A 21,062-nucleotide genomic window follows, 5' to 3' on the forward strand; every position below is an offset into this window, starting at 1 on the left:
TTGCGCATCAACCCGTGCGGCGGGGAGGCGTTCCCGCGCGGCGCTGCGATGCGATAGAACGTGCTGCGTTGCCGCCGGATCAGACGACGCCGAAGGTCCAGCCTTCGCGGGTGGCGATGTCCTCGCTCAGCGGTGCGGGCGCCCAGAGGTCGGCGCGCGCCGCGTTGCGGCGCAGCCATGCCGCGGCAAGGATCGCGTCGGTCGCATGGTCGCTATAATGCGCGAGCGGATCGTGCGGGCGCGATCCCAATGCGGTGAGCGCCGTATCGAGCGCCGGACCGTCGCGAAACTTGCTCAATCCCTTGCGCAGGCCAGCCGCGCGTGCGGCGATAGCGGTGTAGATTTCGACAATGGCCGCGCCGCGCTCCGGCACCGGATCGAACGGCCACACCGGAACCGCATCGCCCAGATGGTGGAGCAGCCGCATGCCGGCAAAGCTCGCCTTCGCCACCTGCGCCGCCCCGATGGCGTCGTACACGGTCGAGGGCTTGCCGCCGCCGTTCGCGTTGAAATGCGCCTCGCACCGGCGGAAATGCATGAAGCGCGCTTTCACCCCGTCGGCCGCGCCGAGATAGAAATGGCGCCCCCGCCGCCGCTCCAGAAAGGACGCAGCGCCGAGGTCGGCATCGGGGCTGTCGGCGTCGACATAGCCCCAGAAGCGCCGCGCGGTATCGGGGGCCGCCTCACCGGGGAGATAGGCGCCGCGCTCGATATGCGGGGGCGCGAAGGAGAAATCGAAGCCAATCAGCGTCGGGCGCTCGGCTTCTTCGCGCAGCCATTCCAGAATCCCGGTGCGCGACCATGCCCGGCCCGGCGGGTGGATGAGGCGTGGCGCTGCATCGCCCGCTTCGCACAGCGCCAGCGCGATGCCGCGATGACTGCTGCCCTTCGCGCCCGACCAGTCGATCGCGGCGAAGCGAGTGAAATGTGTCGGGGCTGCGCTCACTCCTGAGCGGCTCGGGCGCGCAATTCGTCCCAATAGGCAAGCCGCTCCGCGATGCGCTTTTCGAAACCGCGCGGCGTTGGTGCGTAATAGGTTTCGGGCGCCATTTCCTCTGGCCAGTAATTCGCGCCCGAAAACCCTTCCTCACGGTCATGGTCATACGCGTAATTCTTGCCATAGCCGATATCCTTCATCAGCTTGGTCGGCGCGTTCAGGATATTGGGCGGCGGCATCAGCGATCCGGTAGCCTTGGCCGAGCGCCATGCCGCTTTCTGCGCCTTATAGGCTGCATTCGATTTGGGCGCAGTGGCGCAATACAGGCACGCCTGCACGATCGCGAGTTCGCCCTCGGGGGAGCCGAGAAAGTCATACGCCTCCTTGGCGGCGAGGCACTGGACCAGCGCGTTGGGATCGGCAAGGCCGATATCCTCGCTCGCAAAGCGCACGATCCGGCGCAGCACATAAAGCGGCTCCTCGCCCGCCACCAGCATCCGCGCGAGATAGTAAAGCGCCGCCTGCGGGTCCGATCCGCGCAGGCTCTTGTGGAGCGCGCTGATCAGGTTGTAATGGCCTTCGCGATCCTTGTCATACACCGCCATGCGCCGCTGAAGCAGCGCCGACAGCCCCGCGGGATCAAGCGGCGCGTCGAGGTTCACCGAAAACAGCGTCTCCGCCTGATTGAGCAGGAAGCGCCCGTCGCCATCGGCGCTGGCGACCAGTGCGGCGCGCGCGTCTTCATCGAGGGGCAGGGGGCGCTCCTCGATTGCCTCGCCGCGTTTCAGCAGCGTGTCGAGCGCAGCAGCGTCGAGCCGGTGCAGGATCAGGACCTGCGCGCGCGAGAGCAGCGCAGCATTGAGTTCGAAGGAAGGGTTTTCGGTCGTCGCCCCGACGAGCGTGACCGTGCCGTCCTCGACATAGGGGAGGAAACCATCCTGCTGCGCCCGGTTGAAGCGGTGGATTTCATCCACGAACATCAGCGTGCGTTTGCCCAGCTTCGCATGATCGCGCGCTTCGGCAAAGACGCGCTTGAGGTCAGCCACGCCCGAAAATACTGCCGAGATCGACGCGAAGCGCAGCCCCACCGCATCGGCGAGCAGCCGCGCAATCGTCGTTTTGCCCGTACCCGGCGGCCCCCACAGGATGATCGAGGACAATTTGCCCGCCGCGACCATCCGACCGATCGCGCCGTCCGGCCCGGTCAGATGTTCCTGCCCGACCACCTCGTCCAGCGTACGCGGGCGCAGCCGGTCGGCGAGCGGTGCGTCTTCCCGCACGGTTTCCCTGATTTCCTGCGGTTCGGTGCCGCCAAAAAGATCTGCCATCGCGCGCCAAGATAGGGGGGAACGAAAAAATTTGCAGCCGGGGATTGTGCGATCGCTTCTAAGATATATCTTAGAGCCATCGAAAACAGATTCGGAAAGAATGAAAATGCGTTTTGGGCGCGGATATGACAGCTGGACCGGTGGCTTCGGCCATGGGCATGAGGGCATGGGACATGATGGCATGGGGCGCGGCGGCATGGGCCGTCGCGGCATGGGGCACGGCCCCGGCCATGGTCGCGGCATGGGGCGCGGCGGACGCGGTAAGCGGATGTTCGACAGCGGCGAGCTTCGCCTTGTCGTGCTCGCGCTGATCGCCGAACAGCCGCGCCATGGCTATGATGTGATCCGGGAGATCGAGGAACGGACCGGCGGCGCCTATGCCCCCAGTCCGGGGGTCGTCTATCCGACCATCACCCTGCTCGCCGAGATGGACCTGATCGCCGAGCAGGAAAGCGAAGGCGCGAAGAAAATCTATGGCCTTACCGATGCCGGCGCGGCGCATCTCAAAGAGCAGGAAGAACAGGTCGCGGCGCTGATGGAACGGCTGCGCGCGATCGCCAGCGTGCTTGCCAGAACCGATGGCGGGCCGGTGCGCCGGGCGATGGGCAATTTGCGCACCGTTCTGCAACAGCGGCTCTCCGCCGATGTGGCCGACGAAACGCTGCACGATGTCGCGGAGATCATCGACGAGGCGGCGCGCAAGATCGAACGGCTGTGACCCGGCTCGACCTGTTACGGCGGCGGCACGGTATCGCGCCTCCGCCTTTGTGTGAAGAAAAGGAAATGCTTATGAACAGCGCGATTGCCCGCGTCCCCACCGACCATGCCAGCCGCTATCTTCAGCAGCTGTGCAAACATTGGTCGCATAATCTGAAAGTCGAATTCACCCCCGACCATGGCACGGTCGTCTTTCCCAAAGATGCGCGCGGTGCCGAATGGAGCGCTGACGGTCTCGCCACCTTCGATGCCGAGGCGGATGCGCTGATCGTCCGGATCGATGCCAGCAGCGAAGCGCATCTCGACGCGCTGAAGGGCGTGCTGGCCAGCCATATCGACCGTTTCGCGCATCGCGAAGCGCCGCTCGATTATCCCTGGCAACCGGTGTAACGGGTGCGGTTCAGCGCGCCAGCTGCAGATAATGGTGCAGCACGGTCTCGTTGATCCGCTCCCATTCGAACCCCTGCGCAACGGCGTGGCCGGCGCCCCCGGCCGCGCGGCGCAGCGCGGGATTGTCGACCAGCTCGCCGATGCGTTCGGCATAAGCAGCGACATTGCGCGGTTCGACCAGAAAGCCGGTCACCCCGTCGCGCACCAGATCCATCGCCCCGGTGGCGCGCGCCGCGACCACCGGCACTCCCGCCGCCATCGCCTCCAGCGTCACATTGCCGAAGGTTTCGGTGACCGAGGGATTGAAGAAAATATCCATGGAAGCAACCGCGCGGCCCAGATCCTCGCCGGTCTGAAACCCGGCGAACACCGCTTCGGGAACGCGTTCGGCGAACCAGTCGCGCGCCGGGCCTTCGCCGATCACCAGCACTTTGTGCGGCGTACCGCGTGTCTTTAGCGCCGCGATCACGTCGGCGAAGATGTCGAGCCCCTTTTCGAGCACCAGTCGGCCCAGAAAGCCCACCGCAACCTCGCCATCGCCGATCCCCAGCGCGCGCCGCCATTCGAGCGAACGACGCGCCGGATTGAAGCGGTCGTGATTGACCCCGCGCGACCAGATGGCGATGGGCGTTTTCACGCCCCATCCGGCGACGATATCGGCGATCGACTGGCCCGGCACCAGCACCTGATCGGCGCGATCATAGAATCGGCGCGACAGGCGGATGGCGAGCGGTTCCAGCGCGGTGAGATGATAATAGCGCGGATAGGTTTCGAACCGGGTATGAAGCGAAGCGACCGAAGCGATCCCGTGCTTCCTTGCCCAGCTGAGCGCGCGATGGCCGAGAATTTCGGGCGCGGATACATGCACGATATTGGGTGCGAACTCGGCGAGATCTTCCCTGATCCGGCGCGGCAGGCCGATCGCCATCTTATATTCGCTGCGCCCGCCGGGCAGTGACAAAGCGGGGACGCCGATCAGATCGCCGGTCGGTTCGAACGCCGGATTCTCGACCGTCGGCGAATAGACGCGCAACCTCACCCCGCGCGCGAGCAGGTGGCCGGCGAGCGAGTTGAGTGCCTGATTCGCGCCGTCGCGGGTATAGTTATAGTTCCCGCTGAACAGCGCCACGCGAAGATCGTTCGGCTGCATCGTGCGAGCCTTTAGCCCCTGTTTTGTCGGAAGGCCATCGGAACGAAGCATTTCCCGCCGGGGTTTGTTCACGCACTTTGATGGAGACGGGCAATGTCGAACAAATTTCGCGAAGGCCAGAAGGTCAAATGGAACTGGGGCAATGGCGAAGGCACGGGTAAGGTCGAGGAACGCTTCGAACGCCGCGTCCAGCGGACGTTCAAGGGTTCCAGAATCGTCAAAAACGGCACCGAAGACAATCCCGCTTATGTCATCGAACAGGAGGATGGCGATAAGGTATTGAAGCGCGGCAGCGAACTTAGCGCGGCCTGATATTCCCTTTTCGTTCCGCCTGCGCTAAGCCGCGCGGCATGGCAAAGCCCCAAAAACGATATGTCTGCCAGCAATGCGGTTCGGTCGCATCGAAATGGCAGGGCCAGTGCGCCGATTGCGGCGAATGGAACACGCTGGTCGAGGATGCGGGCGCGATCGTTACGCCGTTTCAGGCAAAACATAATCTGCAATCGGGCGGGCGCGCGATCGACCTTTCGGGGCTCGACGCCGATGTCGCGCTGCCCGAGCGTATGGCGACGGGCATTGCCGAACTCGACGGCGCGCTGGGCGGCGGCTTTGTCGAAGGATCGGCGACGCTGATCGGCGGCGATCCGGGAATCGGCAAATCGACGCTGCTGCTTCAGGCGGCGGCGAAGCTGGCGCTTGCCGGGAAATCGGTCGCCTATGTTTCGGGCGAGGAGGCATCGGATCAGGTACGGCTGCGCGCGCGCCGCCTCGGGCTGGGAAAGGCGCCGGTTCAGCTTGCCGCGGCGACCAGCGTTCGCGACATTCTGACGACGATCGGCACCGCTAACCCGCCTGCTTTGCTGGTTATCGATTCGATCCAGACAATGCATTCGGACCTGATCGAGGGCGCGCCCGGCACGGTCAGTCAGGTGCGCGCATCGGCGCAGGAACTGATCCGCTTTGCCAAGGAGCGCGGCACCGCGCTGGTGCTGGTCGGCCATGTGACGAAGGACGGGACGATTGCGGGCCCGCGCGTGCTTGAACATATGGTCGATACCGTGCTAGCATTCGAGGGCGAGCGCAGCCATCAATATCGCATCCTGCGCGCGGTGAAGAACCGGTTCGGCGGTACCGACGAAATCGGCGTATTCGCCATGGCGGGCGAGGGGCTCACCGAAGTGGCGAACCCGTCCAGCCTGTTCCTCACCTCGCGCGATGAGGATGTCAGCGGCACGGTCGTTTTCCCCGCGCTGGAGGGGACGCGGCCGGTGCTGGTCGAAATACAGGCGCTGGTCGTCCGGCTGGCGAGCGGAGCGACGCCGCGCCGCGCGGTGGTCGGATGGGATTCGGGGCGGCTCGCGATGATTCTGGCGGTGCTGGAGGCGCGCTGCGGCCTCAGCTTTTCAACGAGCGAAGTCTATCTGAACATCGCGGGCGGCTATCGCGTGTCCGATCCCGCCGCCGATCTGGCGGTCGCCGCCGCGCTGATCTCGGCTTTGTCCGAACGGCCGGTACCGACCGATGCGGTCGCATTCGGCGAAATCGCGCTGTCGGGCGAGGTGCGCCCCGTCGCGCATGGCCCGCTGCGCATGAAGGAAGCGGCCAAGCTCGGTTTCCAGCGCGCGCTCGCGCCTGCGATGCAAAAGGCGGAGAAGTCCGCGCTTTCGGTCGCCGGTTTCTCGACGCTCGCGGCCTTTGTCGATCATATGCTGGGGCGATAGCGTTGACGCATTTCTCAGGCGGGGCTAGCGGCGCGAAAGCGTGGATTGACGCGCCGGTCGCATATTGGGCCGGGAAGGGATGAAATGGCGATGGGCCTGACCGCACTCGATATCATCGTGCTGATCGTCGTCGGCGGAGCGGCGGTGCTGGGGTTCATGCGCGGCTTCGTGACCGAAGTCCTGTCGCTGATGGCATGGCTGTTCGTCGTCTTCGCGCTGAAATTCTTTCACACGCCGCTTGCGGCGGCGCTTGCCGGGCCGATCGGGACTGCGGCGGGCGCGGCGGTGCTTGCCTTTGCGATCATCGCAGGCGGTACCTATTTCGGCGGGCGGATGGTGGCGCGCGCGATCGGCAAGCGGACGCGCACCTCGATTCTGGGGCCGGTCGATCGCGCATTGGGCTTCGGCTTCGGCGCGTTGAAGGGGCTGATTCTGGTCAGCCTTGCCTTTTCGCTGATGGTGCTGGTCCTCGACACGATTCATGGCGGCCCGCGCGACCGGCCCGAATGGATGACGAAGTCGCGCACCTATCCGATGCTCAACGAAACCAGCGCCGGGATCGCCGATTTCATTGCGCGCAGGCGGCGGGGCGAACCGGTTTTCGGCAATAGCGATTCAGGCGCCTGACGGCGCCGGGTCGACAGGGCGCTGCGCCGTCCTGCGATCTACCCCCTCGCGCTTTGCGCGCGACGCGCCTAAATGCACAGGTGTGAACGCTCCGCTATACAATAAGGAAATCCTGCGCCTCGCAGCGTCGATCCCGTTTCAGGAGCGGCTCGATTCGCCGATGGCCAGTGTCGAGAAACGCTCGCCCATCTGCGGCAGCCGGGTGACGGTCGATGTGAATATCGACGCAGAAGGTAGGGTGAGTGAACTGGGCATGCTCGTGCGCGCCTGCGCATTGGGTCAGGCATCGGCCTCGCTGCTTGCCGCGAACATCATCGGCAAAACGCCCGAAGAGCTGGCGGCGGCGCGCGATTCGCTCACCGACTGGCTGGCGGGGGGTGAGGGGCCGCCCGACTGGCCCGGCATCGATATCTTCACGCCCGCTTTGCCGCACAGCGCGCGCCACGCCTCGATCCGGCTGGCGTTCGAAGCGGCGGCGCAGGCAGCAGCGGAGGCGCGGGGCTGATGGAAGGACATGGCATCGGATCGCTGATCAGCGAAGGCGCGATCCTGCTGGGCTTCGCGCTGGTCTGCGTCCTGTTGTTCCGCAAGCTCGGGCTTGGTGCGACGCTGGGCTATCTCGTCGCCGGTGCGCTGGTCGGGCCGCAGGGGCTTGGCTTTGTCGGCGGTGCCGAATCGAAAATGGGGATCGCCGAACTCGGCATTACCCTGCTGCTGTTCATCGTCGGGCTGGAGCTGAACCCGTCGCGGTTGTGGCGGATGAAGCAGGATATTTTCGGCTTCGGTCTGGCGCAGGTGGCGCTGTGCGGTGTCGCATTGATCGCGCTGTTATGGCTTCCCACCGGATTTTCCTTTGCCGCCGCGATCGCACTTGGCCTGCCGCTGGCTTTGTCCTCGACCGCGCAGGTGCTGCCGATGCTGCAATCGGCCGGGCGGCTGCGCACGCCCTTCGGTGAGCGCGCCTTTTCGATTCTGCTGTTTCAGGATATTTCGATCGTCCCGCTGATTACGATCATCGCGGCGCTTTCGCGCAATCCTGCTGATGCTTCGGGGCCGCCGGGATGGCTGCTGGCGGTGTATACCGTGCTGGCGATCGTCGGGCTGGTTCTTGCCGGGCGTTTCCTGCTGCGCCCGCTGTTTAAGCTGATCGGGACCTGGGGCGAGCGTGAAATGTTCGTCTTTGCGGGATTGTTCACGGTGATCGCGGCCGCCGCGATCATGGACATGCTGGGCCTTTCCACCGCGCTCGGCGCGTTCATCGCGGGCGTGATGCTGGCGGACAGTCCCTATCGGCACGAGCTGGAGGCCGATGTCGAACCGTTCCGGTCGATCCTGCTCGGCCTGTTCTTCATGTCGGTCGGCATGATGCTCAACCTGCATGCCGTGGCCGAACGACCCATCTTTGTCATCGGCATGGCGATGGCGCTGATCGCGACCAAGGCGGCGGTCATCATGCTCCTTGGCCTTGCCGCGCGCATGCCGCTGCGCTCGGCATTCGCGCTGGGCCTGTTGCTCAGCCAGGGCGGCGAATTCGGCTTCGTATTGTTTGCGCAGGCGCAAAACGCCTATCTGATCGCGCCTGAGGCCGCGAGCGTGTTCGGCGCAATCGTTACCCTGTCGATGGCGACCACGCCGTTCCTGATGATACTCACCCGGCGGTTCCGGGCGTCTGCGGCGGCGAATACCGAAGGGCTGGACGGACCGCGTCATGACGGGGCGAGCGCGCTGGTCGTCGGCTATGGCCGTTTCGGGCAGACGGTCGCGCAGATGCTGATCGCGCAGGGGATCAGTGTCACCCTGATCGATACCGATCCCGAAATGATCGAAACGGCGGGAACGTTCGGCGCGAAGGTCTATTATGGCGACGGCACGCGGATCGACCTGTTGCGTCAGGCGGGCGCGGCGGACGCGCAACTTATCCTCTTCTGTCAGGATGGCGATGTGATGGACGCCGAATCGCTGACCAGCATCGATCAGGCATTTTCGAAGGCCGCGATCTTCGTTCGTGCCTATGACCGGCGCAGCGTGCTTCGGATGAAGGGTGCCCCGGTCGAAGGCGTGTTCCGCGAGGTGTTCGAATCGGCGATCGGCATGGCGCGCGCCGCGATGCAATGTGTGGGCGTCGACGAAACCGAACGCGACGCGACCGAGGCCGAATATCGCGAACGCGATCAGGAACGGCTGGAGGCGCAGGCAAAGGCGGGAAGCCTCCATGCCGGACGCGAGGAATTCCTGCCCGCGCTCGAAGCGTTTCGCAGCGCCGATCGGGTCGCGAAGGAGAAGAAGCAATGAACCTCATTCTGTTGTTCGCTGCATTGTCCGGCGCGCTTGCCGTCGGCGCGGGCGCGTTCGGCGCGCATGGTGCGAGCGGTGAGGCCGCAGAGTGGCTCAAGACCGGCGGCCAATATCAGCTGATCCACGCGGTCGCGGCGATCGCGGTCCTGCGGCTGGAGGCGAAGGGGCCGGCGATCCTGTTCCTCGCCGGCGGGATGATGTTTGCGGGCACGCTCTATCTGATGGCGCTGGGCCTGCCGCGCTGGCTGGGCGCGATCACCCCGATCGGCGGCATCGCGCTGATCATCGGCTGGCTGTGGCTCGGCTGGAGCGCGCTGCGCGGTTAATAGGGGCCGGGAGCGGGGGGCAGTGGCGTCGGATCGAGCATCATATAGCCGTAGCGATAGCGTTTGAGCCGCTTGCCCATGCATTTCACCGTCGGAGACGGCTTGTCAGGTGCGGGGGCGACGTCCGAAAAGCCGAAACTGACATTGGGATAGCCGCTTAACTGCGGTCGCAATAGCGGATTGGCCGCGCCGCATTTTGCCGCGATTTCGCCAAGCGCCTCAGGCGTGAGCACCAGCCCGTCGGACGGACGACCGGCCGCGCACCCCGCCGTGCTTACCAGGGTGAGCGCGGCGATGGCCGCCGGGAGAGGGTTCCGCCTTGTCATACCCCCCGCATAGAGGATTGGGCTCAACCCCGGTCGCAGCGGTCCAGAAATGCGGCCACATCGTCCAGCGCGACATCGCGGTCAAGATAGGTCTGCCCGACCCCGTGCGCGAGGAGGAAGGGCAGGGTGCCCGCCGCCATTTTCTTATCATGCCGCATATGATCGGCCAGCCGCGCGCCGCTCGCCCCGATCCCCGCCGAGGCAAGGTCGTGCGGCAGTCCGGCCGCGCGCAGATGCGCCTTTACCCGTTCGGAATCCTCCTTCGGGCACAGTCCTTTTTCCGCCGAATAGGCAAAGGCGAGCGCCATGCCCGCCGCGACCGCTTCGCCATGGAACAGCCGGTCGGAAAAGCCGCTCTCCGCCTCAAGCGCATGGCCGAACGTATGGCCGAGGTTGAGCAGCGCCCGCTTGCCCGTCGTCTCGCGCTCATCCTCGGCGACGATCCGCGCTTTTGCCGCCACCGATCGCGCGATCGCGGTTTCGCGCGCCATCGAATCGCCCGCATAGAGCGCTTCGAAATTCGCCTCGCACCATGCGAAGAAATCGGGATCGTCGATAAGTCCGTATTTCACCACCTCGGCATAGCCCGCCCGCACCTGCCGCAACGGCAGCGTGTCGAGCGTCGCCGGATCGATCAGCACCATCGCGGGCTGATGGAAGGCACCGACCAGATTCTTGCCTGCAGGCGTGTTGATCGCGGTCTTACCACCGACCGAGCTGTCGACCTGCGCCAAAAGCGTGGTCGGCACCTGAATGAAATTGCAGCCGCGTTTCAGGATTGCTGCGGCGAATCCGACCAGATCGCCGATCACCCCGCCGCCCAGCGCGATGATATGGTCGCTGCGTTCGACGCCGAGGTCGAGCAGCCGGTCGGTCAGCGCGGCAAGCTGATCCCAGCTTTTGGTCGCTTCCCCCGCGGGCAGTTCGATCGCCTCGCTTGGGATCCCCGCCGCGCCGAGCGATCCGCGCAGCGTGGAAAGATGAACCTTCACATTGCGGTCGGCGACCACCACCACGGGCCGCTTGCCCACCAGCGGCGCGATCACTTCGCCCGCCCGGCCCAGCAGCCCCTGTTCGATATGAATGTCATAGCTGCGCTTGCCCAGCGCGACAGGAACCGTCTTCAACGTCGCAACACCTTCAATATCGCGTCCACCGTCACATCGTGCGGTGCCGCCTTGCTTTCGATCCGTACCGGCGCGAGCGCATAGACCGGATTGCGCTTCGCGGCGAGTTCGGTGAGCACCTCGATCGGTTCGCGGTCGCGCAGCAACGGCCTGGTGTCGCGCCGCTGCACGCGCTCGGCAAGCACCGACGGATCGGCATCGAGCCAGATCGCATAGGTATGACGTAGGATAAGCTCGCGCGTGTCCTCCTGCATGAACGCCCCGCCCCCCGTCGCGATCACCTTGGGCCGGCCGTCGATCAGCCGGTGGATGACGCGGCGTTCACCGTCGCGGAAATGCGCTTCGCCGAACCGGTCGAAAATTTCGGGGATGGAAAGGTCGGCCGCTGCCTCGATCTCGGTATCGGCATCGACGAACGGCAGGTTCAGCCGATGCGCGAGCCGCCGTCCGACCGTGGATTTGCCCACGCCCATCAGGCCGATCAGCACGATCGTCCGGCCATCCCATGCGGGGGCGCTATCGCGGGTTTGTAACATTGTCATCAGGGCTATACAGCGAGCCTGCGCTTCGGGCAAAAGGCCCCGCGCATCTTTGTTGTAAAGCTTTTCTTAGGCGACCTAACGCATGTCTCGATCCCTGCTCCTGCTGATTGTTATCCTCGTCATTCTGGTGGGCGGGCTGTTCCTGCTGTCTTCAAAGGATACGCAGCAGCCCGTGACGACCGTCGAAAAGGTGATCCCGCTTGACAATCTCACGAACTAGCACGGCCATTGGCGCGCTTTGCATTGCCCTGATCGGTGTCGGCGTTCCCGCCATCGGTCAGGACCGGCCCGAATCGCTGCTTCCGCCCGGATTCGGCGATGGCCCCGCGCCGACCCCGACGCCAAAGCCGACGCCGCGCCCGACCGGTCCTGCGCCGAGCCCGACGCCCGCGCCGGTGCCTGTGCCGACAGACCTGTTGCCCCCCGGCGACACGCCGCAGCCCGAAGCGACGCCCAGCCCGGTTCCGACGCTCACCGCCGAGGATCTGCTCAAATATGAGCTGCCCGAATATGCCCGGCGGCCCTTGTCGCGCGCAGGGTTCCTGTCGGCGGCGACCGGCGGCCTGCCCGCCAATGCTTATGGCGATTATAACGGCCGCTTCATCGAGGGGTTGATGCGGCGGATCGACACGCCGCTTGCCTCGCGCTGGCTGTCGATCGGCATGCGCCGTGCGCTCGTGTCGCAGACTGAGGTGCCGGCGATGGTCAACGGCGCCGATTTCGCGGCTGAACGCGCATGGCTGCTGGTCCGCATGGGTGAGGCGTTCGCTGCGCGCGCGCTGGTCCAGTCGGTCGATACCGAACGCTATACGCCCAAACTGTATCAGGTCGCGATGCAGGCGCATCTGGCCATGGCCGACCCGGCGGGACTGTGCCCGCTGGTCGGCACGGCGCAGACTGTGTCGGACGAGCAGGGCTGGAAATATGCCGCCGCGATGTGCGCGGGGCTTGCCGGAAAACCCGATGAAGCGGGCGAGCTGATCGATTCGCTCCGGCGCCGGGGCGGCAACAATGTGGACCTGCTGCTCGCCGAGAAAGTGGCAGGCGAGGGTGCTCAGGGACGCAGAGCGGTGACGATCGAATGGGACGGCGTTTCGCGGCTGACCGCATGGCGCTATGGCCTTGCCACCGCGACGCGCACCGCCATTCCGCCGCGCCTGTTCGACGATGCGCCCTCGCAGGTGCGTTTCTGGCGCGTGCAGGCGCCGATGGTTTCGCCGACCGAGCGGCTGCCCTACGCCCCCGAAGCGGCGGCGCGCGGCATCTTGTCGAGCGCGGCGCTGGTCGACCTTTACGGCCAGATCGATGAAGCTGGCGAAGCACCGAGCGATCAGATCGCAGTCGCACATGACCTGAGAGAGGCCTATACCGCAGCGACGCTGGACGAACGGATCGCGGCGCTGAAACGGTTGTGGGACGGGCCGACCGATCGGCTGGGCCGCTATGCCCGGCTGGTTCTGACCGCGCGCGCTGCGGCCGGGATTCCGGCATCGGGACCGAATGCGGCAGAGGCCGATCGGCTGGTTGCCTCGATGCTGACGGCGGGGCTGGACATGCCCGCTATGCGCTGGCTGCCCAATGTGCCGCGCGGTAGCGATGCCTGGGCGATGCTGATGCTCGCTGATCCTTCGCCCTCGCGGCGGCTGAACCAGTCGGATGTCGATGCCTATCGCGTGCGCGGCGCGGGCAGCGATGCGCGAAAGGCGCAGATGCTGGTCGCCGGGCTCGCCGGGCTGGGGCGGCTTTCCGAACGCGATGCCGCTGCCGCTGCAAAATCGATGAACTTCCAGCTCGAAGCCGATAATCGCTGGGCGGAGGCGATCGATGAGGCGGGGCGCAAGCGCGATCCGGCCATGGTGATGCTGCTGGCCGCGGTCGGCATGCAGACCCCTGATTGGGGCGGCGTCCCTCCGCAGGCGCTCTACCATATCGTGTCGGCGATGCGCGCATCGGGGCTGGACGGTTATGCCCGGATGATCGCAGCGGAATCGATCGCCCGGCTTTGAGCCGAAGCGGCGACCGCGCGCTGATCGAGCGCTTTCTGGAAATGATGTCGGCCGAGGCGGGGGCATCGGCTAACACCATTTCGGCCTATGCCACCGATTTACGGCTGGCATCGGAAGCGCTTGACGGCGGACTTGGCGATGCGGATGCAGCGGCGCTCGCCCGGCTGAGCGACGGCTGGGCCGATTTGTCGCGTTCGACCGTGGCGCGCAAATCCTCGGCACTGCGGCGTTTTTATGCGTTTCTTGCCGAAGAGGGGATGCGCGACGACGACCCGGGCCGCTATCTGCCGCGCCCCGGATCGGCGCGCAGCCTTCCCAAAATCCTGTCGATCGACGATGTCGGGAAGCTGTTCGCGGCGATTGCCGAGCGGCAGGCGCGCATTCCCCCCGATCCGCGCGACCTTCGGCTCGCCGCTTTGGTCGAGCTGCTCTACGGGTCGGGGCTGCGCGCGACCGAGCTGGTGTCGTTGCCGCGCAATGCGGTCGCCTCCGACCGACCCTTCCTGATCCTGACGGGCAAAGGCGGACGCGAGCGGCTAGTGCCGATTTCGGATCGTGCGCGCGCCGCCGTCGCTGTGTGGCGCGATCATGTGCCCGCATCGTCGCTCTGGCTCTTTCCGTCGGGCAGGCGGCATCTGACGCGTATCCGCCTCTATCAGATCATGAAGGCGCTTGCCGCCGAAGCAGGCATTCCGCCCGATCGGGTCAGCCCGCATGTGCTGCGCCACGCCTTTGCCACGCATCTGCTCGCCGGGGGCGCGGATTTGCGTGCGTTGCAATCGATGCTGGGCCATGCCGATATCGCCACGACCGAGATTTACACGCATGTCGAGAGCAGCCGGCTGGTCGAACTTGTCAATCAACGTCATCCGCTCGTTGACCTTCGCACGCGCTCGCCCTAACCGCCTTGGTCGATATGCCTAGCTTTCTAGACTTTGAAAAACCGATCGCAGAGCTTCAGGGCCGGATCGACGAACTTCGCGAAACCGCGAGCGAGGGCGATGTCGACATCGATATCGATGCCGAGGTCGCGCGTATTCAGGCGAAATCGGACAAATTGCTCCGCGAAACCTATGCGAAGCTGACGCCATGGCAAAAGACTCAGGTCGCGCGCCATCCCGAACGCCCGCATTTCAACCATTATGTCGAAGGGCTGATCGACGATTTCGTCGAACTGGGCGGCGATCGCGCTTTTGCCGACGACAATGCGATTCTGGGCGGTCTCGGCCGCTTCCGGGGGCGCAAGGTCATGGTGATCGGCCATGAAAAGGGTGACGATACCGCCAGCCGGATCAAACATAATTTCGGCATGGGTAAGCCCGAGGGCTATCGCAAGGCGATCCGCCTGATGGAACTCGCCGACCGCTTCGGCATCCCGGTGGTGACGCTGGTCGATACCTCGGGTGCGTTTCCGGGTATTCAGGCCGAGGAGCGCGGACAGGCCGAAGCGATTGCCCGTTCGACCGAGGCATCGCTCAACCTCGGCGTGCCGATGGTGTCGGCGATTCTGGGCGAGGGGGGCTCCGGCGGTGCGATTGCGCTCGCCAGCGGCAATCGCGTGCTGATGATGGAACATGCCGTTTATTCAGTGATCTCGCCCGAAGGCTGTGCCTCGATCCTGTGGCGCACGGCTGACAAGGCACCGGACGCAGCCGAAGCGATGAAGGTGACCGCGCAGCATCTGAAGGAATTGCGGGTGATCGACACGATTATCGCAGAACCGCTGGGCGGTGCGCATCGCGATCCGGGCCGCGCGATCGAAGCGCTGGGCGATGCTGTGGAAAAGGCGCTGGGCGAGCTGGACGGCAAGGATGCCGCTGTCCTGCGCAAGGAGCGCCGCGCCAAATTTCTGGAAATGGGCCGGGGGTGAACGCGCCCTGCCGCCAAAAAAGCGCGCAGACATGAAAAGGGCGGCAGAGCAGATGCTCCGCCGCCCTTTTAGCGATTAGTCGCTGTTGCCTGCATCCGTGCTTGCATTGAGGTCGCCTGCAACCGAAGAGAAGGTGTTGCTCAGACTTCCGCCGAGCGCTTTCATCGCTGTGATTGCGGCTACTGCGATCAGCGCTGCGATCAGACCGTATTCAATGGCGGTAGCGCCCTTGGAATTCTTGATAAATTTGCGAATGGCCAACATGCCGGTCTCCGTACAATCCGTTTCAAAATACCCGGCTATTCAGGAATTTCCCGTTTAGCGTCACCGGTTTAGACGTGGTTGGTTGAGAAAGGCTTAAGCCCCCGCCGGTTGTTCGGCGGTGACGACATTTGATGCAACCGAGGACCACAGACCACCGTTTACGCCGCCGAGCACGGTGAGGCCGACCAGCAGCGTCAGCGCGACCAGCGCAAGGATCAGGCCATATTCGATTGCCGTTGCCCCGGCACGCTCGCGCATCAGGCGGCGCGCGCTGCTTCGAAGGGACTTGAACATCGCTCGCTCTCCATGGTCAACGGACTGCGGATAGCAAGGGACGTTTAAAAAATGCTTCATACCCCTGACGCGGCGGCACAGCGGTCGCTTTTTCTCGTTGTCGCGGCGGCGATGGTCGATGGGGACGGGCGGGTGCTGGTGCAGCGGCGGCCCGAAGGCACCGCGATGGCCGGGCTTTGGGAGTTTCCCGGCGGCAAGCCCGAGCCCGGCGAAACCCCGGAAGCAGCCCTGATTCGCGAACTTCACGAAGAACTGGGGATCGAGACCGAGGCATCATGTCTTGCCCCCGCCACCTTTGCCAGCGAGCCACTGGGCGATCGGCATTTGCTGCTGCTGCTCTATGTGCTGCGGAAATGGCGCGGCGTACCGCGCGCGCTCCATGCCAGCGCGTTGAAATGGGTGCGCCCGAACGAATTGTTCGCGCTCGATATGCCGCCTGCCGACAGGCCGCTGATCGGCCTGCTCGACGCGCTGCTTTGACAGGGTGAGTGCGCCGTGCCGGGGCCTGTTCCGGCATTCGGCGAAGGCATGGACGAAGAGCGCCCTCGATAGCATGGCGACGCGATGGACAACTCATACCAAGCTGCATGGATGGCGACCTATCCCCCGCCGTCATGCCAGCGCACGCTGGCATCTGCTGGAGGTGCGCGGCTCGGTTCTCCCCAAGCCCGCCGGAGACCCCAGCTTTCGCTGGGGTGACGACCGGTGGCGAGGATCGAAATACGCGGATAGGTCCACATCAACGCAGCTTGCTATCAGCCATGCAAGGCGCGGATCGGAATTGCCCCTTTGCGACGGTCGGATTGGTCGTGGCGGCGTATCGGCGAGCCGCCAAGCAAGGGTGAGCCTCCAGGTCGGACGCAACAGCCGGACGAGCCTAGGGGGGCGGCTATGCCCCGGAAGTGCCGGCGCGGCGGCGATGGGGCTGCCGTTTCAAGCGGTGCGTGCGGCAATGCGATCGAGGATCGCCTGCCGCCCGGCATCGTCAACCGTGCTCCATCGGCTTATTTCATCGAGTGTTCGCGCACAGCCGCGGCACAGATCGCTATCGGGATCGATCCGGCATATGCCGACACACGGGTTCGCAACCTGTGCCGCCGGTTCGATCGAGATGAAATCGTCTTCCATGCCACTTTTTTCGCGGAGACTGTCGCGGGGCGAGCAGAGGATCGGGGGAAGAGCGATGCCAGCTGCCCTTCTTTCCGATCGGGCGGCAGGGTGGCCGAATGGCCGCACCCCGTCCCCCGACCGGCAAGCCCGACCCTAATCGCGAAGCCCGATACCGATGGTCGCGCGCGCCTGATCGGCTTCGTTCGATACCACCGGATAGGCGCAATAATCGGCGGCGTAGAGCGCGCTGGGGCGATGATTGCCCGACCAGCCGATGCCGCCGAACGGCGCTGCCGAGGACGCGCCGTTGGTCGGCCGGTTCCAGTTGACGATGCCTGCGCGGATCGTTGCCCAGAAGCGGTCGAACAATTTCGGGTCCTGACTCATCAGCGAGGCGGACAGGCCGTAGCGGGTGCGGTTCGCCTCTGCCATCGCATCGTCGAAACTGTCGGTGCGCACGACCTGAAGGATCGGGCCGAACAGCTCGGCATCGGGCCGCTCGCTCGCCTCGGTCATGTCGATCACGCCGGGGGTGAGGAAGGGAAGGTTACCGCGTGGCCGTTTGAGGTGAACGATCGGGCGCCCGCCGCGAGTCGAGAGCGACAGGAAGCTCTCGGTCAGCATATCGGCGGTGTCGCTGTCGATAACCGGTCCCATGAACGGCTGCGGATCGGCATGGGGAGAATCGACGATGATCCGGCGGATCAGATCGGTCAGCTCGGCCATCAGTGGCTCATACTGGTCGTTACCGACGATCAGCCGCCGCCCGGCGGTGCAGCGCTGCCCCGCCGTGGTGAAGGCCGATTGCACGATCAGCGTCGCGGTTGCGGCAAGGTCGGGGCTGTCCCACACCAAGATGGGGTTGTTACCGCCCATTTCGAGCGCGAGGATCTTCTCGGGCTGTTCGGCGAATTGCCGGTTGAGCGCAAGGCCGGTGCGCGCCGATCCGGTGAAGAGCAGGCCGTCGATATCGGGATGGCCGGAAAGCGCCTTGCCCGCTTCGGGGCCGCCGAGCAGCAGGCGGACACAGCCTTCCGGAATGCCCGCTTCGTGATAGCAGCGCACCAGCATTTCGCCGGTCGCAGGCGTTTTTTCGGACGGTTTGAATACCACCGCATTCCCGGCGAGCAGCGCGGGCACGATATGGCCGTTGGGCAGATGCGCGGGGAAATTATACGGGCCGAGCACGGCAAGCACGCCATGCGGTTTGTGGCGCAGCGCCATGCGCGTGTTCATCGGCGCGTCGAGCCGTCGCTGGCCGGTGCGTTCGGAATAGGCAGTCACCGAAATGTCGACCTTGTTGATGACCGTATCGACCTCGGTCTTCGCTTCCCACAGCGGCTTTCCGGTTTCGCGCGCGATCAGATCGGCGAATTCGTCATGATGCGAGCGAACGGTGTTCGCGAAGCGGCGCAGCGCCTCGATTCTGTAGGTGACCGGACGCGCGGCCCAGTCAGCCCAGCCTGCCCGCGCCTTTGCGACTTCGGCATCGACATCGCCCGAAGCGCCGCGCCACAATTCGGCGCCGGTCGCGGGTTCGAAGGAGATCAGTTCAGCTCCGGTCATCTCGGCTCTACTCTTTCGTTACTATCATCGTTCTTTCGGGCGAGCGCTGGTCTTGCCCGATTGTTCCGGTCTTTTCCACGGTCCTTATGCCGAGAGCGCTTCGCCCATCCGACGGATCGCATCGATTTTTGCGTCGAAGCGCGACCAGTCGTCATCGCGGTCGATCGCTTCCCAGATTGCTTCGACCTCATCGATCAGCATCGAACAGGGCGCAGCGTCCCGCCAATAGGCGGCACTGCGGTCGCGTCGCGGCGTGTAGTCGGCCAGCGCAGTGCGGACCCCGTCGAAACCGGGACCATAGCTTTCGGGCAGCGTGCCGCCGAACGCATCGAAGAAGAAGCGGTCAATGGGGGTGTCCTCAGCCCGTATCGCGCGCTCGACCGCGCCGACAAGTGCCGTATCGCTTTCGGGATCGCGCGGGCGCACCCCCAGACGCCACAGGATCGCTTCGGTGACATGCCGCTGATAGCAGGGACCGAAGGTCTCGAGAATGTCGATCAGCGGCTGCGCCTCGCTGATCTGGCGGAGCGCTATGGCAAGCTGCATCGCGTCCCAGTGGATCGCCTCGGGCTGGCGACCGAAAGCGTACAGCCCCTGATGATCGAAATAGGCAGCGGTGAAGCCGGGCTGCCAGGTCGGGGCGAAGCGCCAGGGGCCGTAATCGAAACTCTCGCCGGTGACGTTGATATTGTCCGAATTGAGCACGCCGTGGACGAAACCCGCCGCCATATATTGCCCGGCGAGGCGGGCGGTGCGTTCGACGACATGGGGCAGCAATTGTTCGGCAGGAGCTTCGCCCGCTTCCTCGCCATAGTAATTTTTAAGGACATAGGCGGTGAGGCGGCGCATCGCTGCTTCGTCACGCTGATAGGCGAGCCGCTGAAACGTGCCGATACGGATATGGCCATGGCTGAGGCGGACCAGCACCGCCGAGCGGGTGGGCGAGGGTTCGTCGCCACGTTCGAGCGATTCGCCGGTTTCGATCAGCGAGAAGCTTTTCGAGGTTTCGACGCCCAGCGCTTCGAGCATTTCGGTGGCGAGCACTTCGCGTACGCCGCCCTTCAGCGTCAGCCGCCCGTCGCCGAACCGGCTATAGGGTGTCTGGCCAGACCCCTTGGTCCCAAGATCGAGCAGGCGATCCGCGCCATCGCGAAGCTGAGCGAAGAGAAAGCCGCGACCATCGCCGATGTCCGGATTATACTGGCGGAACTGATGTCCGTGATAGCGCAGTGCGAGCGGAGTTTCGAGCGATCCGGGCAGGGATTCGAACCGGCCGAAATGGCGCGTCCATTGCGTATCGCTCATGTCGGCAAGCCCGACCGCGCCGTCCCAGCGCCGGTTGCGGAAGCGCAATATCGTCTTCGGAAAATCGGCCGGAGCGACGGGATCGAGAAATTCCTCGCCCAGATCGAGAATCGTTCGTTCAGGGCGATAGCTTGCGACTTGCGGTAAAAAGGCCATGCCGCGATATGGGTGCTGATGGGTGAAAAGCACAACAGCCAGGGATTCGAAGACGGCTTTTGGTGGTCGAATGACGGCCTGAGGCTGCATTATCGCGACTATCCGGGGCGCGGCGACCGGCCGCCAATCCTGTGTTTTCCGGGACTTACCCGCAATGCGCGCGATTTTGAGGGGCTGGCCGAGCGGCTGGCCGGGGAATGGCGAATCATCGCGGTCGAACTGCGCGGGCGCGGCGAAAGCGCCTATGCCAAGGATTCGATGAGCTATGTCCCGCTCACTTATCTTCAGGATGTCGAGGCGCTGATCGCGCATCTCAAGCTCGACCGGTTCATTGCCTTCGGCACGTCGCTGGGCGGGATATTGACGATGCTGCTGGCGGCGGCGGAGGGCGATCATATCGTCGGCGCGCTGCTGAACGATGTCGGGCCGGAGCTGGATTCGGCAGGGCTCGCCCGGATTCGCGGCTATGTCGGGCGCTCTGCCTCGTTCGCGACCTGGATGCATGCAGCGCGCGCGACGGCGGAGGCCAATCGCGACGTCTATCCCGATTATGGGGTCGAGGACTGGCTGCGCATGGCGAAGCGGCTGTACAGCCTGACCTCGACGGGGCGGATCACGCTGGATTACGACATGAAGATCGCCGAGCCGTTCCGCGTGCCGGGCAATGAAGCGGGGCCGGATATGTGGCGCGCCTATGACCGGCTGCAGGGATGCCCCCTGCTGATCGTTCGGGGCGAGACGTCGGATATCTTTCCCGCATCGGTCGCCGCGCGGATGGTCGAACGGAATGCAGACGCCGAGCTGGTCGTAGTGCCGCGCACCGGCCATGCGCCGACACTGGAAGAGCCCGAAGCCGTGGCTGGGATCGACCGGCTGCTCGCGCGGGTCGAGGCGCGGCTGAGCGCAGCCACGGCGTGACGAAGCGTTTCGCTTTCCAGATGTCGGTTTTGACGCATTTTCTGAACCGTCAGGTGATTCCACCTGACTGGAAAATGCTCTAGGCGC

The 21,062-nt window shown here is 64.9% G+C and carries 25 protein-coding genes; 14 read left to right on the forward strand and 11 right to left on the reverse strand.

Translation table 11 applies throughout. The annotated features are described in order from the left end of the window. Positions 1–79: 79 nt before the first annotated feature. Together EV664_RS13705 and EV664_RS13710 are read right to left on the reverse strand one after the other, a co-directional pair. The gene (locus tag EV664_RS13705; RefSeq protein WP_133496295.1) at positions 80–946 is read right to left on the reverse strand and encodes a hypothetical protein; all 867 of its coding nucleotides are present in this window, start codon (positions 944–946) and stop codon (positions 80–82) included. Further along, a complete protein-coding gene (locus tag EV664_RS13710) occupies positions 943–2,265 on the reverse strand; it encodes a replication-associated recombination protein A (protein ID WP_133496296.1) in 1,323 nt (440 codons plus the stop codon). The genes EV664_RS13705 and EV664_RS13710 overlap by 4 nt, the downstream gene beginning before the upstream one ends. A gap of 106 nt (positions 2,266–2,371) precedes the next feature. Between EV664_RS13710 and EV664_RS13715 the strand changes: the two genes are divergently transcribed. Together EV664_RS13715 and EV664_RS13720 are read left to right on the forward strand one after the other, a co-directional pair. Beyond that, positions 2,372–2,983, forward strand: a complete 612-nt coding sequence (locus tag EV664_RS13715; RefSeq protein WP_373287520.1) for a PadR family transcriptional regulator — start codon at positions 2,372–2,374, stop codon at positions 2,981–2,983. A 71-nt stretch (positions 2,984–3,054) separates the two neighbouring features. After that, positions 3,055–3,372, forward strand: a complete 318-nt coding sequence (locus tag EV664_RS13720) for a DUF2218 domain-containing protein (protein ID WP_133496297.1) — start codon at positions 3,055–3,057, stop codon at positions 3,370–3,372. Positions 3,373–3,382: 10 nt separating this feature from the next. Here EV664_RS13720 and EV664_RS13725 read toward each other — a convergent pair whose 3' ends face one another. Then, on the reverse strand, positions 3,383–4,522 hold the full coding sequence (locus EV664_RS13725) for a glycosyltransferase family 4 protein (RefSeq protein ID WP_133496298.1): 1,140 nt from the start codon (positions 4,520–4,522) through the stop codon (positions 3,383–3,385). A 93-nt stretch (positions 4,523–4,615) separates the two neighbouring features. Here EV664_RS13725 and EV664_RS13730 point away from each other — a divergent pair, with 93 nt between their 5' ends. The 6 genes from EV664_RS13730 (at position 4,616) to EV664_RS13755 (ending at position 9,491) form a co-directional block, all read left to right on the forward strand. After that, positions 4,616–4,834, forward strand: a complete 219-nt coding sequence (locus tag EV664_RS13730) for a hypervirulence associated TUDOR domain-containing protein (RefSeq protein ID WP_133496299.1) — start codon at positions 4,616–4,618, stop codon at positions 4,832–4,834. A 38-nt stretch (positions 4,835–4,872) separates the two neighbouring features. Next, a complete protein-coding gene (radA, locus tag EV664_RS13735) occupies positions 4,873–6,243 on the forward strand; it encodes a DNA repair protein RadA (protein ID WP_133496300.1) in 1,371 nt (456 codons plus the stop codon). Between the two features lie 90 nt (positions 6,244–6,333). Next, positions 6,334–6,870 (forward strand): CvpA family protein, encoded by a 537-nt coding sequence (locus EV664_RS13740; RefSeq protein WP_133496358.1) that lies wholly within the window; start codon positions 6,334–6,336, stop codon positions 6,868–6,870. An 82-nt stretch (positions 6,871–6,952) separates the two neighbouring features. After that, positions 6,953–7,375 carry an iron-sulfur cluster assembly scaffold protein gene (locus EV664_RS13745; RefSeq protein ID WP_133496301.1) on the forward strand — a complete coding sequence of 141 codons (423 nt, stop codon included), beginning with the start codon at positions 6,953–6,955 and terminating at the stop codon, positions 7,373–7,375. Next, positions 7,375–9,162 (forward strand): cation:proton antiporter domain-containing protein, encoded by a 1,788-nt coding sequence (locus tag EV664_RS13750; RefSeq protein WP_133496302.1) that lies wholly within the window; start codon positions 7,375–7,377, stop codon positions 9,160–9,162. The genes EV664_RS13745 and EV664_RS13750 overlap by 1 nt, the downstream gene beginning before the upstream one ends. Beyond that, positions 9,159–9,491: a DUF423 domain-containing protein gene (locus EV664_RS13755; protein ID WP_133496303.1), complete on the forward strand. Its 333-nt coding sequence runs from the start codon at positions 9,159–9,161 to the stop codon at positions 9,489–9,491. Before EV664_RS13750 ends, EV664_RS13755 begins: the two co-directional genes overlap by 4 nt. Here the strand turns inward: EV664_RS13755 and EV664_RS13760 are convergent. The 3 genes from EV664_RS13760 to EV664_RS13770 are packed head-to-tail and all read right to left on the reverse strand — an operon-like array spanning position 9,488 to position 11,480. Beyond that, positions 9,488–9,817, reverse strand: a complete 330-nt coding sequence (locus tag EV664_RS13760) for a hypothetical protein (RefSeq protein ID WP_133496304.1) — start codon at positions 9,815–9,817, stop codon at positions 9,488–9,490. The two genes, EV664_RS13755 and EV664_RS13760, sit on opposite strands and share 4 nt — an antisense overlap. 23 nt (positions 9,818–9,840) lie before the next feature. Then, a complete protein-coding gene (gene aroB / locus EV664_RS13765) occupies positions 9,841–10,944 on the reverse strand; it encodes a 3-dehydroquinate synthase (RefSeq protein ID WP_133496305.1) in 1,104 nt (367 codons plus the stop codon). Then, on the reverse strand, positions 10,941–11,480 hold the full coding sequence (locus EV664_RS13770) for a shikimate kinase (protein WP_133496359.1): 540 nt from the start codon (positions 11,478–11,480) through the stop codon (positions 10,941–10,943). The genes aroB and EV664_RS13770 overlap by 4 nt, the downstream gene beginning before the upstream one ends. 88 nt (positions 11,481–11,568) lie before the next feature. Between EV664_RS13770 and EV664_RS19295 the strand changes: the two genes are divergently transcribed. The 4 genes from EV664_RS19295 to EV664_RS13785 are packed head-to-tail and all read left to right on the forward strand — an operon-like array spanning position 11,569 to position 15,362. Next, positions 11,569–11,706 carry a hypothetical protein gene (locus EV664_RS19295; RefSeq protein ID WP_162848858.1) on the forward strand — a complete coding sequence of 46 codons (138 nt, stop codon included), beginning with the start codon at positions 11,569–11,571 and terminating at the stop codon, positions 11,704–11,706. Further along, positions 11,687–13,492 (forward strand): hypothetical protein, encoded by a 1,806-nt coding sequence (locus EV664_RS13775; protein ID WP_162848859.1) that lies wholly within the window; start codon positions 11,687–11,689, stop codon positions 13,490–13,492. Before EV664_RS19295 ends, EV664_RS13775 begins: the two co-directional genes overlap by 20 nt. After that, a complete protein-coding gene (locus EV664_RS13780) occupies positions 13,489–14,394 on the forward strand; it encodes a tyrosine recombinase (RefSeq protein WP_268237685.1) in 906 nt (301 codons plus the stop codon). The genes EV664_RS13775 and EV664_RS13780 overlap by 4 nt, the downstream gene beginning before the upstream one ends. Before the next feature lie 14 nt (positions 14,395–14,408). Continuing rightward, complete coding sequence (locus tag EV664_RS13785) at positions 14,409–15,362, forward strand: acetyl-CoA carboxylase carboxyltransferase subunit alpha (protein ID WP_133496307.1); 954 nt, start codon at positions 14,409–14,411, stop codon at positions 15,360–15,362. Between the two features lie 75 nt (positions 15,363–15,437). Here EV664_RS13785 and EV664_RS13790 read toward each other — a convergent pair whose 3' ends face one another. Then, positions 15,438–15,626, reverse strand: coding sequence for a Flp family type IVb pilin (locus tag EV664_RS13790; RefSeq protein WP_133496308.1), 189 nt, complete (start codon positions 15,624–15,626; stop codon positions 15,438–15,440). A 93-nt stretch (positions 15,627–15,719) separates the two neighbouring features. Continuing rightward, the gene (locus EV664_RS13795) at positions 15,720–15,920 is read right to left on the reverse strand and encodes a Flp family type IVb pilin (protein WP_211338512.1); all 201 of its coding nucleotides are present in this window, start codon (positions 15,918–15,920) and stop codon (positions 15,720–15,722) included. A gap of 51 nt (positions 15,921–15,971) precedes the next feature. Here EV664_RS13795 and EV664_RS13800 point away from each other — a divergent pair, with 51 nt between their 5' ends. After that, positions 15,972–16,400 carry a (deoxy)nucleoside triphosphate pyrophosphohydrolase gene (locus tag EV664_RS13800; RefSeq protein WP_133496309.1) on the forward strand — a complete coding sequence of 143 codons (429 nt, stop codon included), beginning with the start codon at positions 15,972–15,974 and terminating at the stop codon, positions 16,398–16,400. Positions 16,401–16,853: 453 nt separating this feature from the next. Here EV664_RS13800 and EV664_RS13805 read toward each other — a convergent pair whose 3' ends face one another. The 3 genes from EV664_RS13805 to EV664_RS13815 form a co-directional block, all read right to left on the reverse strand. After that, positions 16,854–17,048 carry a DUF1289 domain-containing protein gene (locus tag EV664_RS13805; RefSeq protein WP_133496310.1) on the reverse strand — a complete coding sequence of 65 codons (195 nt, stop codon included), beginning with the start codon at positions 17,046–17,048 and terminating at the stop codon, positions 16,854–16,856. A 135-nt stretch (positions 17,049–17,183) separates the two neighbouring features. Next, positions 17,184–18,596 carry a succinylglutamate-semialdehyde dehydrogenase gene (gene astD, locus EV664_RS13810; RefSeq protein ID WP_133496311.1) on the reverse strand — a complete coding sequence of 471 codons (1,413 nt, stop codon included), beginning with the start codon at positions 18,594–18,596 and terminating at the stop codon, positions 17,184–17,186. Between the two features lie 84 nt (positions 18,597–18,680). Next, complete coding sequence (locus tag EV664_RS13815) at positions 18,681–20,057, reverse strand: protein adenylyltransferase SelO family protein (RefSeq protein ID WP_133496312.1); 1,377 nt, start codon at positions 20,055–20,057, stop codon at positions 18,681–18,683. Between the two features lie 18 nt (positions 20,058–20,075). Between EV664_RS13815 and EV664_RS13820 the strand changes: the two genes are divergently transcribed. Next, the gene (locus EV664_RS13820) at positions 20,076–20,975 is read left to right on the forward strand and encodes an alpha/beta fold hydrolase (RefSeq protein ID WP_133496313.1); all 900 of its coding nucleotides are present in this window, start codon (positions 20,076–20,078) and stop codon (positions 20,973–20,975) included. Positions 20,976–21,062 lie beyond the last annotated feature (87 nt).

The sequence above is a fragment of the Stakelama pacifica genome (assembly GCF_004361835.1).
Lineage (GTDB): Bacteria > Pseudomonadota > Alphaproteobacteria > Sphingomonadales > Sphingomonadaceae > Sphingomonas > Sphingomonas pacifica.

What these genes read in the sequence shown, in the direction of transcription:
- EV664_RS13805 (WP_133496310.1), bottom strand. Translation starts at nt 17,048, where the DNA reads ATGGAAGACGATTTCATCTCGATCGAACCGGCGGCACAGGTTGCGAAC.
- EV664_RS13770 (WP_133496359.1), bottom strand. Translation starts at nt 11,480, where the DNA reads ATGTTACAAACCCGCGATAGCGCCCCCGCATGGGATGGCCGGACGATC.
- EV664_RS19295 (WP_162848858.1), top strand. Translation starts at nt 11,569, where the DNA reads ATGTCTCGATCCCTGCTCCTGCTGATTGTTATCCTCGTCATTCTGGTG.
- astD (WP_133496311.1), bottom strand. Translation starts at nt 18,596, where the DNA reads ATGACCGGAGCTGAACTGATCTCCTTCGAACCCGCGACCGGCGCCGAA.
- EV664_RS13790 (WP_133496308.1), bottom strand. Translation starts at nt 15,626, where the DNA reads ATGTTGGCCATTCGCAAATTTATCAAGAATTCCAAGGGCGCTACCGCC.
- EV664_RS13800 (WP_133496309.1), top strand. Translation starts at nt 15,972, where the DNA reads ATGCTTCATACCCCTGACGCGGCGGCACAGCGGTCGCTTTTTCTCGTT.
- EV664_RS13725 (WP_133496298.1), bottom strand. Translation starts at nt 4,522, where the DNA reads ATGCAGCCGAACGATCTTCGCGTGGCGCTGTTCAGCGGGAACTATAAC.
- EV664_RS13785 (WP_133496307.1), top strand. Translation starts at nt 14,409, where the DNA reads ATGCCTAGCTTTCTAGACTTTGAAAAACCGATCGCAGAGCTTCAGGGC.
- EV664_RS13755 (WP_133496303.1), top strand. Translation starts at nt 9,159, where the DNA reads ATGAACCTCATTCTGTTGTTCGCTGCATTGTCCGGCGCGCTTGCCGTC.
- EV664_RS13720 (WP_133496297.1), top strand. Translation starts at nt 3,055, where the DNA reads ATGAACAGCGCGATTGCCCGCGTCCCCACCGACCATGCCAGCCGCTAT.
- EV664_RS13820 (WP_133496313.1), top strand. Translation starts at nt 20,076, where the DNA reads ATGGGTGAAAAGCACAACAGCCAGGGATTCGAAGACGGCTTTTGGTGG.
- EV664_RS13710 (WP_133496296.1), bottom strand. Translation starts at nt 2,265, where the DNA reads ATGGCAGATCTTTTTGGCGGCACCGAACCGCAGGAAATCAGGGAAACC.
- EV664_RS13760 (WP_133496304.1), bottom strand. Translation starts at nt 9,817, where the DNA reads ATGACAAGGCGGAACCCTCTCCCGGCGGCCATCGCCGCGCTCACCCTG.
- EV664_RS13730 (WP_133496299.1), top strand. Translation starts at nt 4,616, where the DNA reads ATGTCGAACAAATTTCGCGAAGGCCAGAAGGTCAAATGGAACTGGGGC.
- EV664_RS13740 (WP_133496358.1), top strand. Translation starts at nt 6,334, where the DNA reads ATGGGCCTGACCGCACTCGATATCATCGTGCTGATCGTCGTCGGCGGA.
- EV664_RS13750 (WP_133496302.1), top strand. Translation starts at nt 7,375, where the DNA reads ATGGAAGGACATGGCATCGGATCGCTGATCAGCGAAGGCGCGATCCTG.
- EV664_RS13715 (WP_373287520.1), top strand. Translation starts at nt 2,372, where the DNA reads ATGCGTTTTGGGCGCGGATATGACAGCTGGACCGGTGGCTTCGGCCAT.
- EV664_RS13795 (WP_211338512.1), bottom strand. Translation starts at nt 15,920, where the DNA reads ATGTTCAAGTCCCTTCGAAGCAGCGCGCGCCGCCTGATGCGCGAGCGT.
- EV664_RS13815 (WP_133496312.1), bottom strand. Translation starts at nt 20,057, where the DNA reads ATGGCCTTTTTACCGCAAGTCGCAAGCTATCGCCCTGAACGAACGATT.
- radA (WP_133496300.1), top strand. Translation starts at nt 4,873, where the DNA reads ATGGCAAAGCCCCAAAAACGATATGTCTGCCAGCAATGCGGTTCGGTC.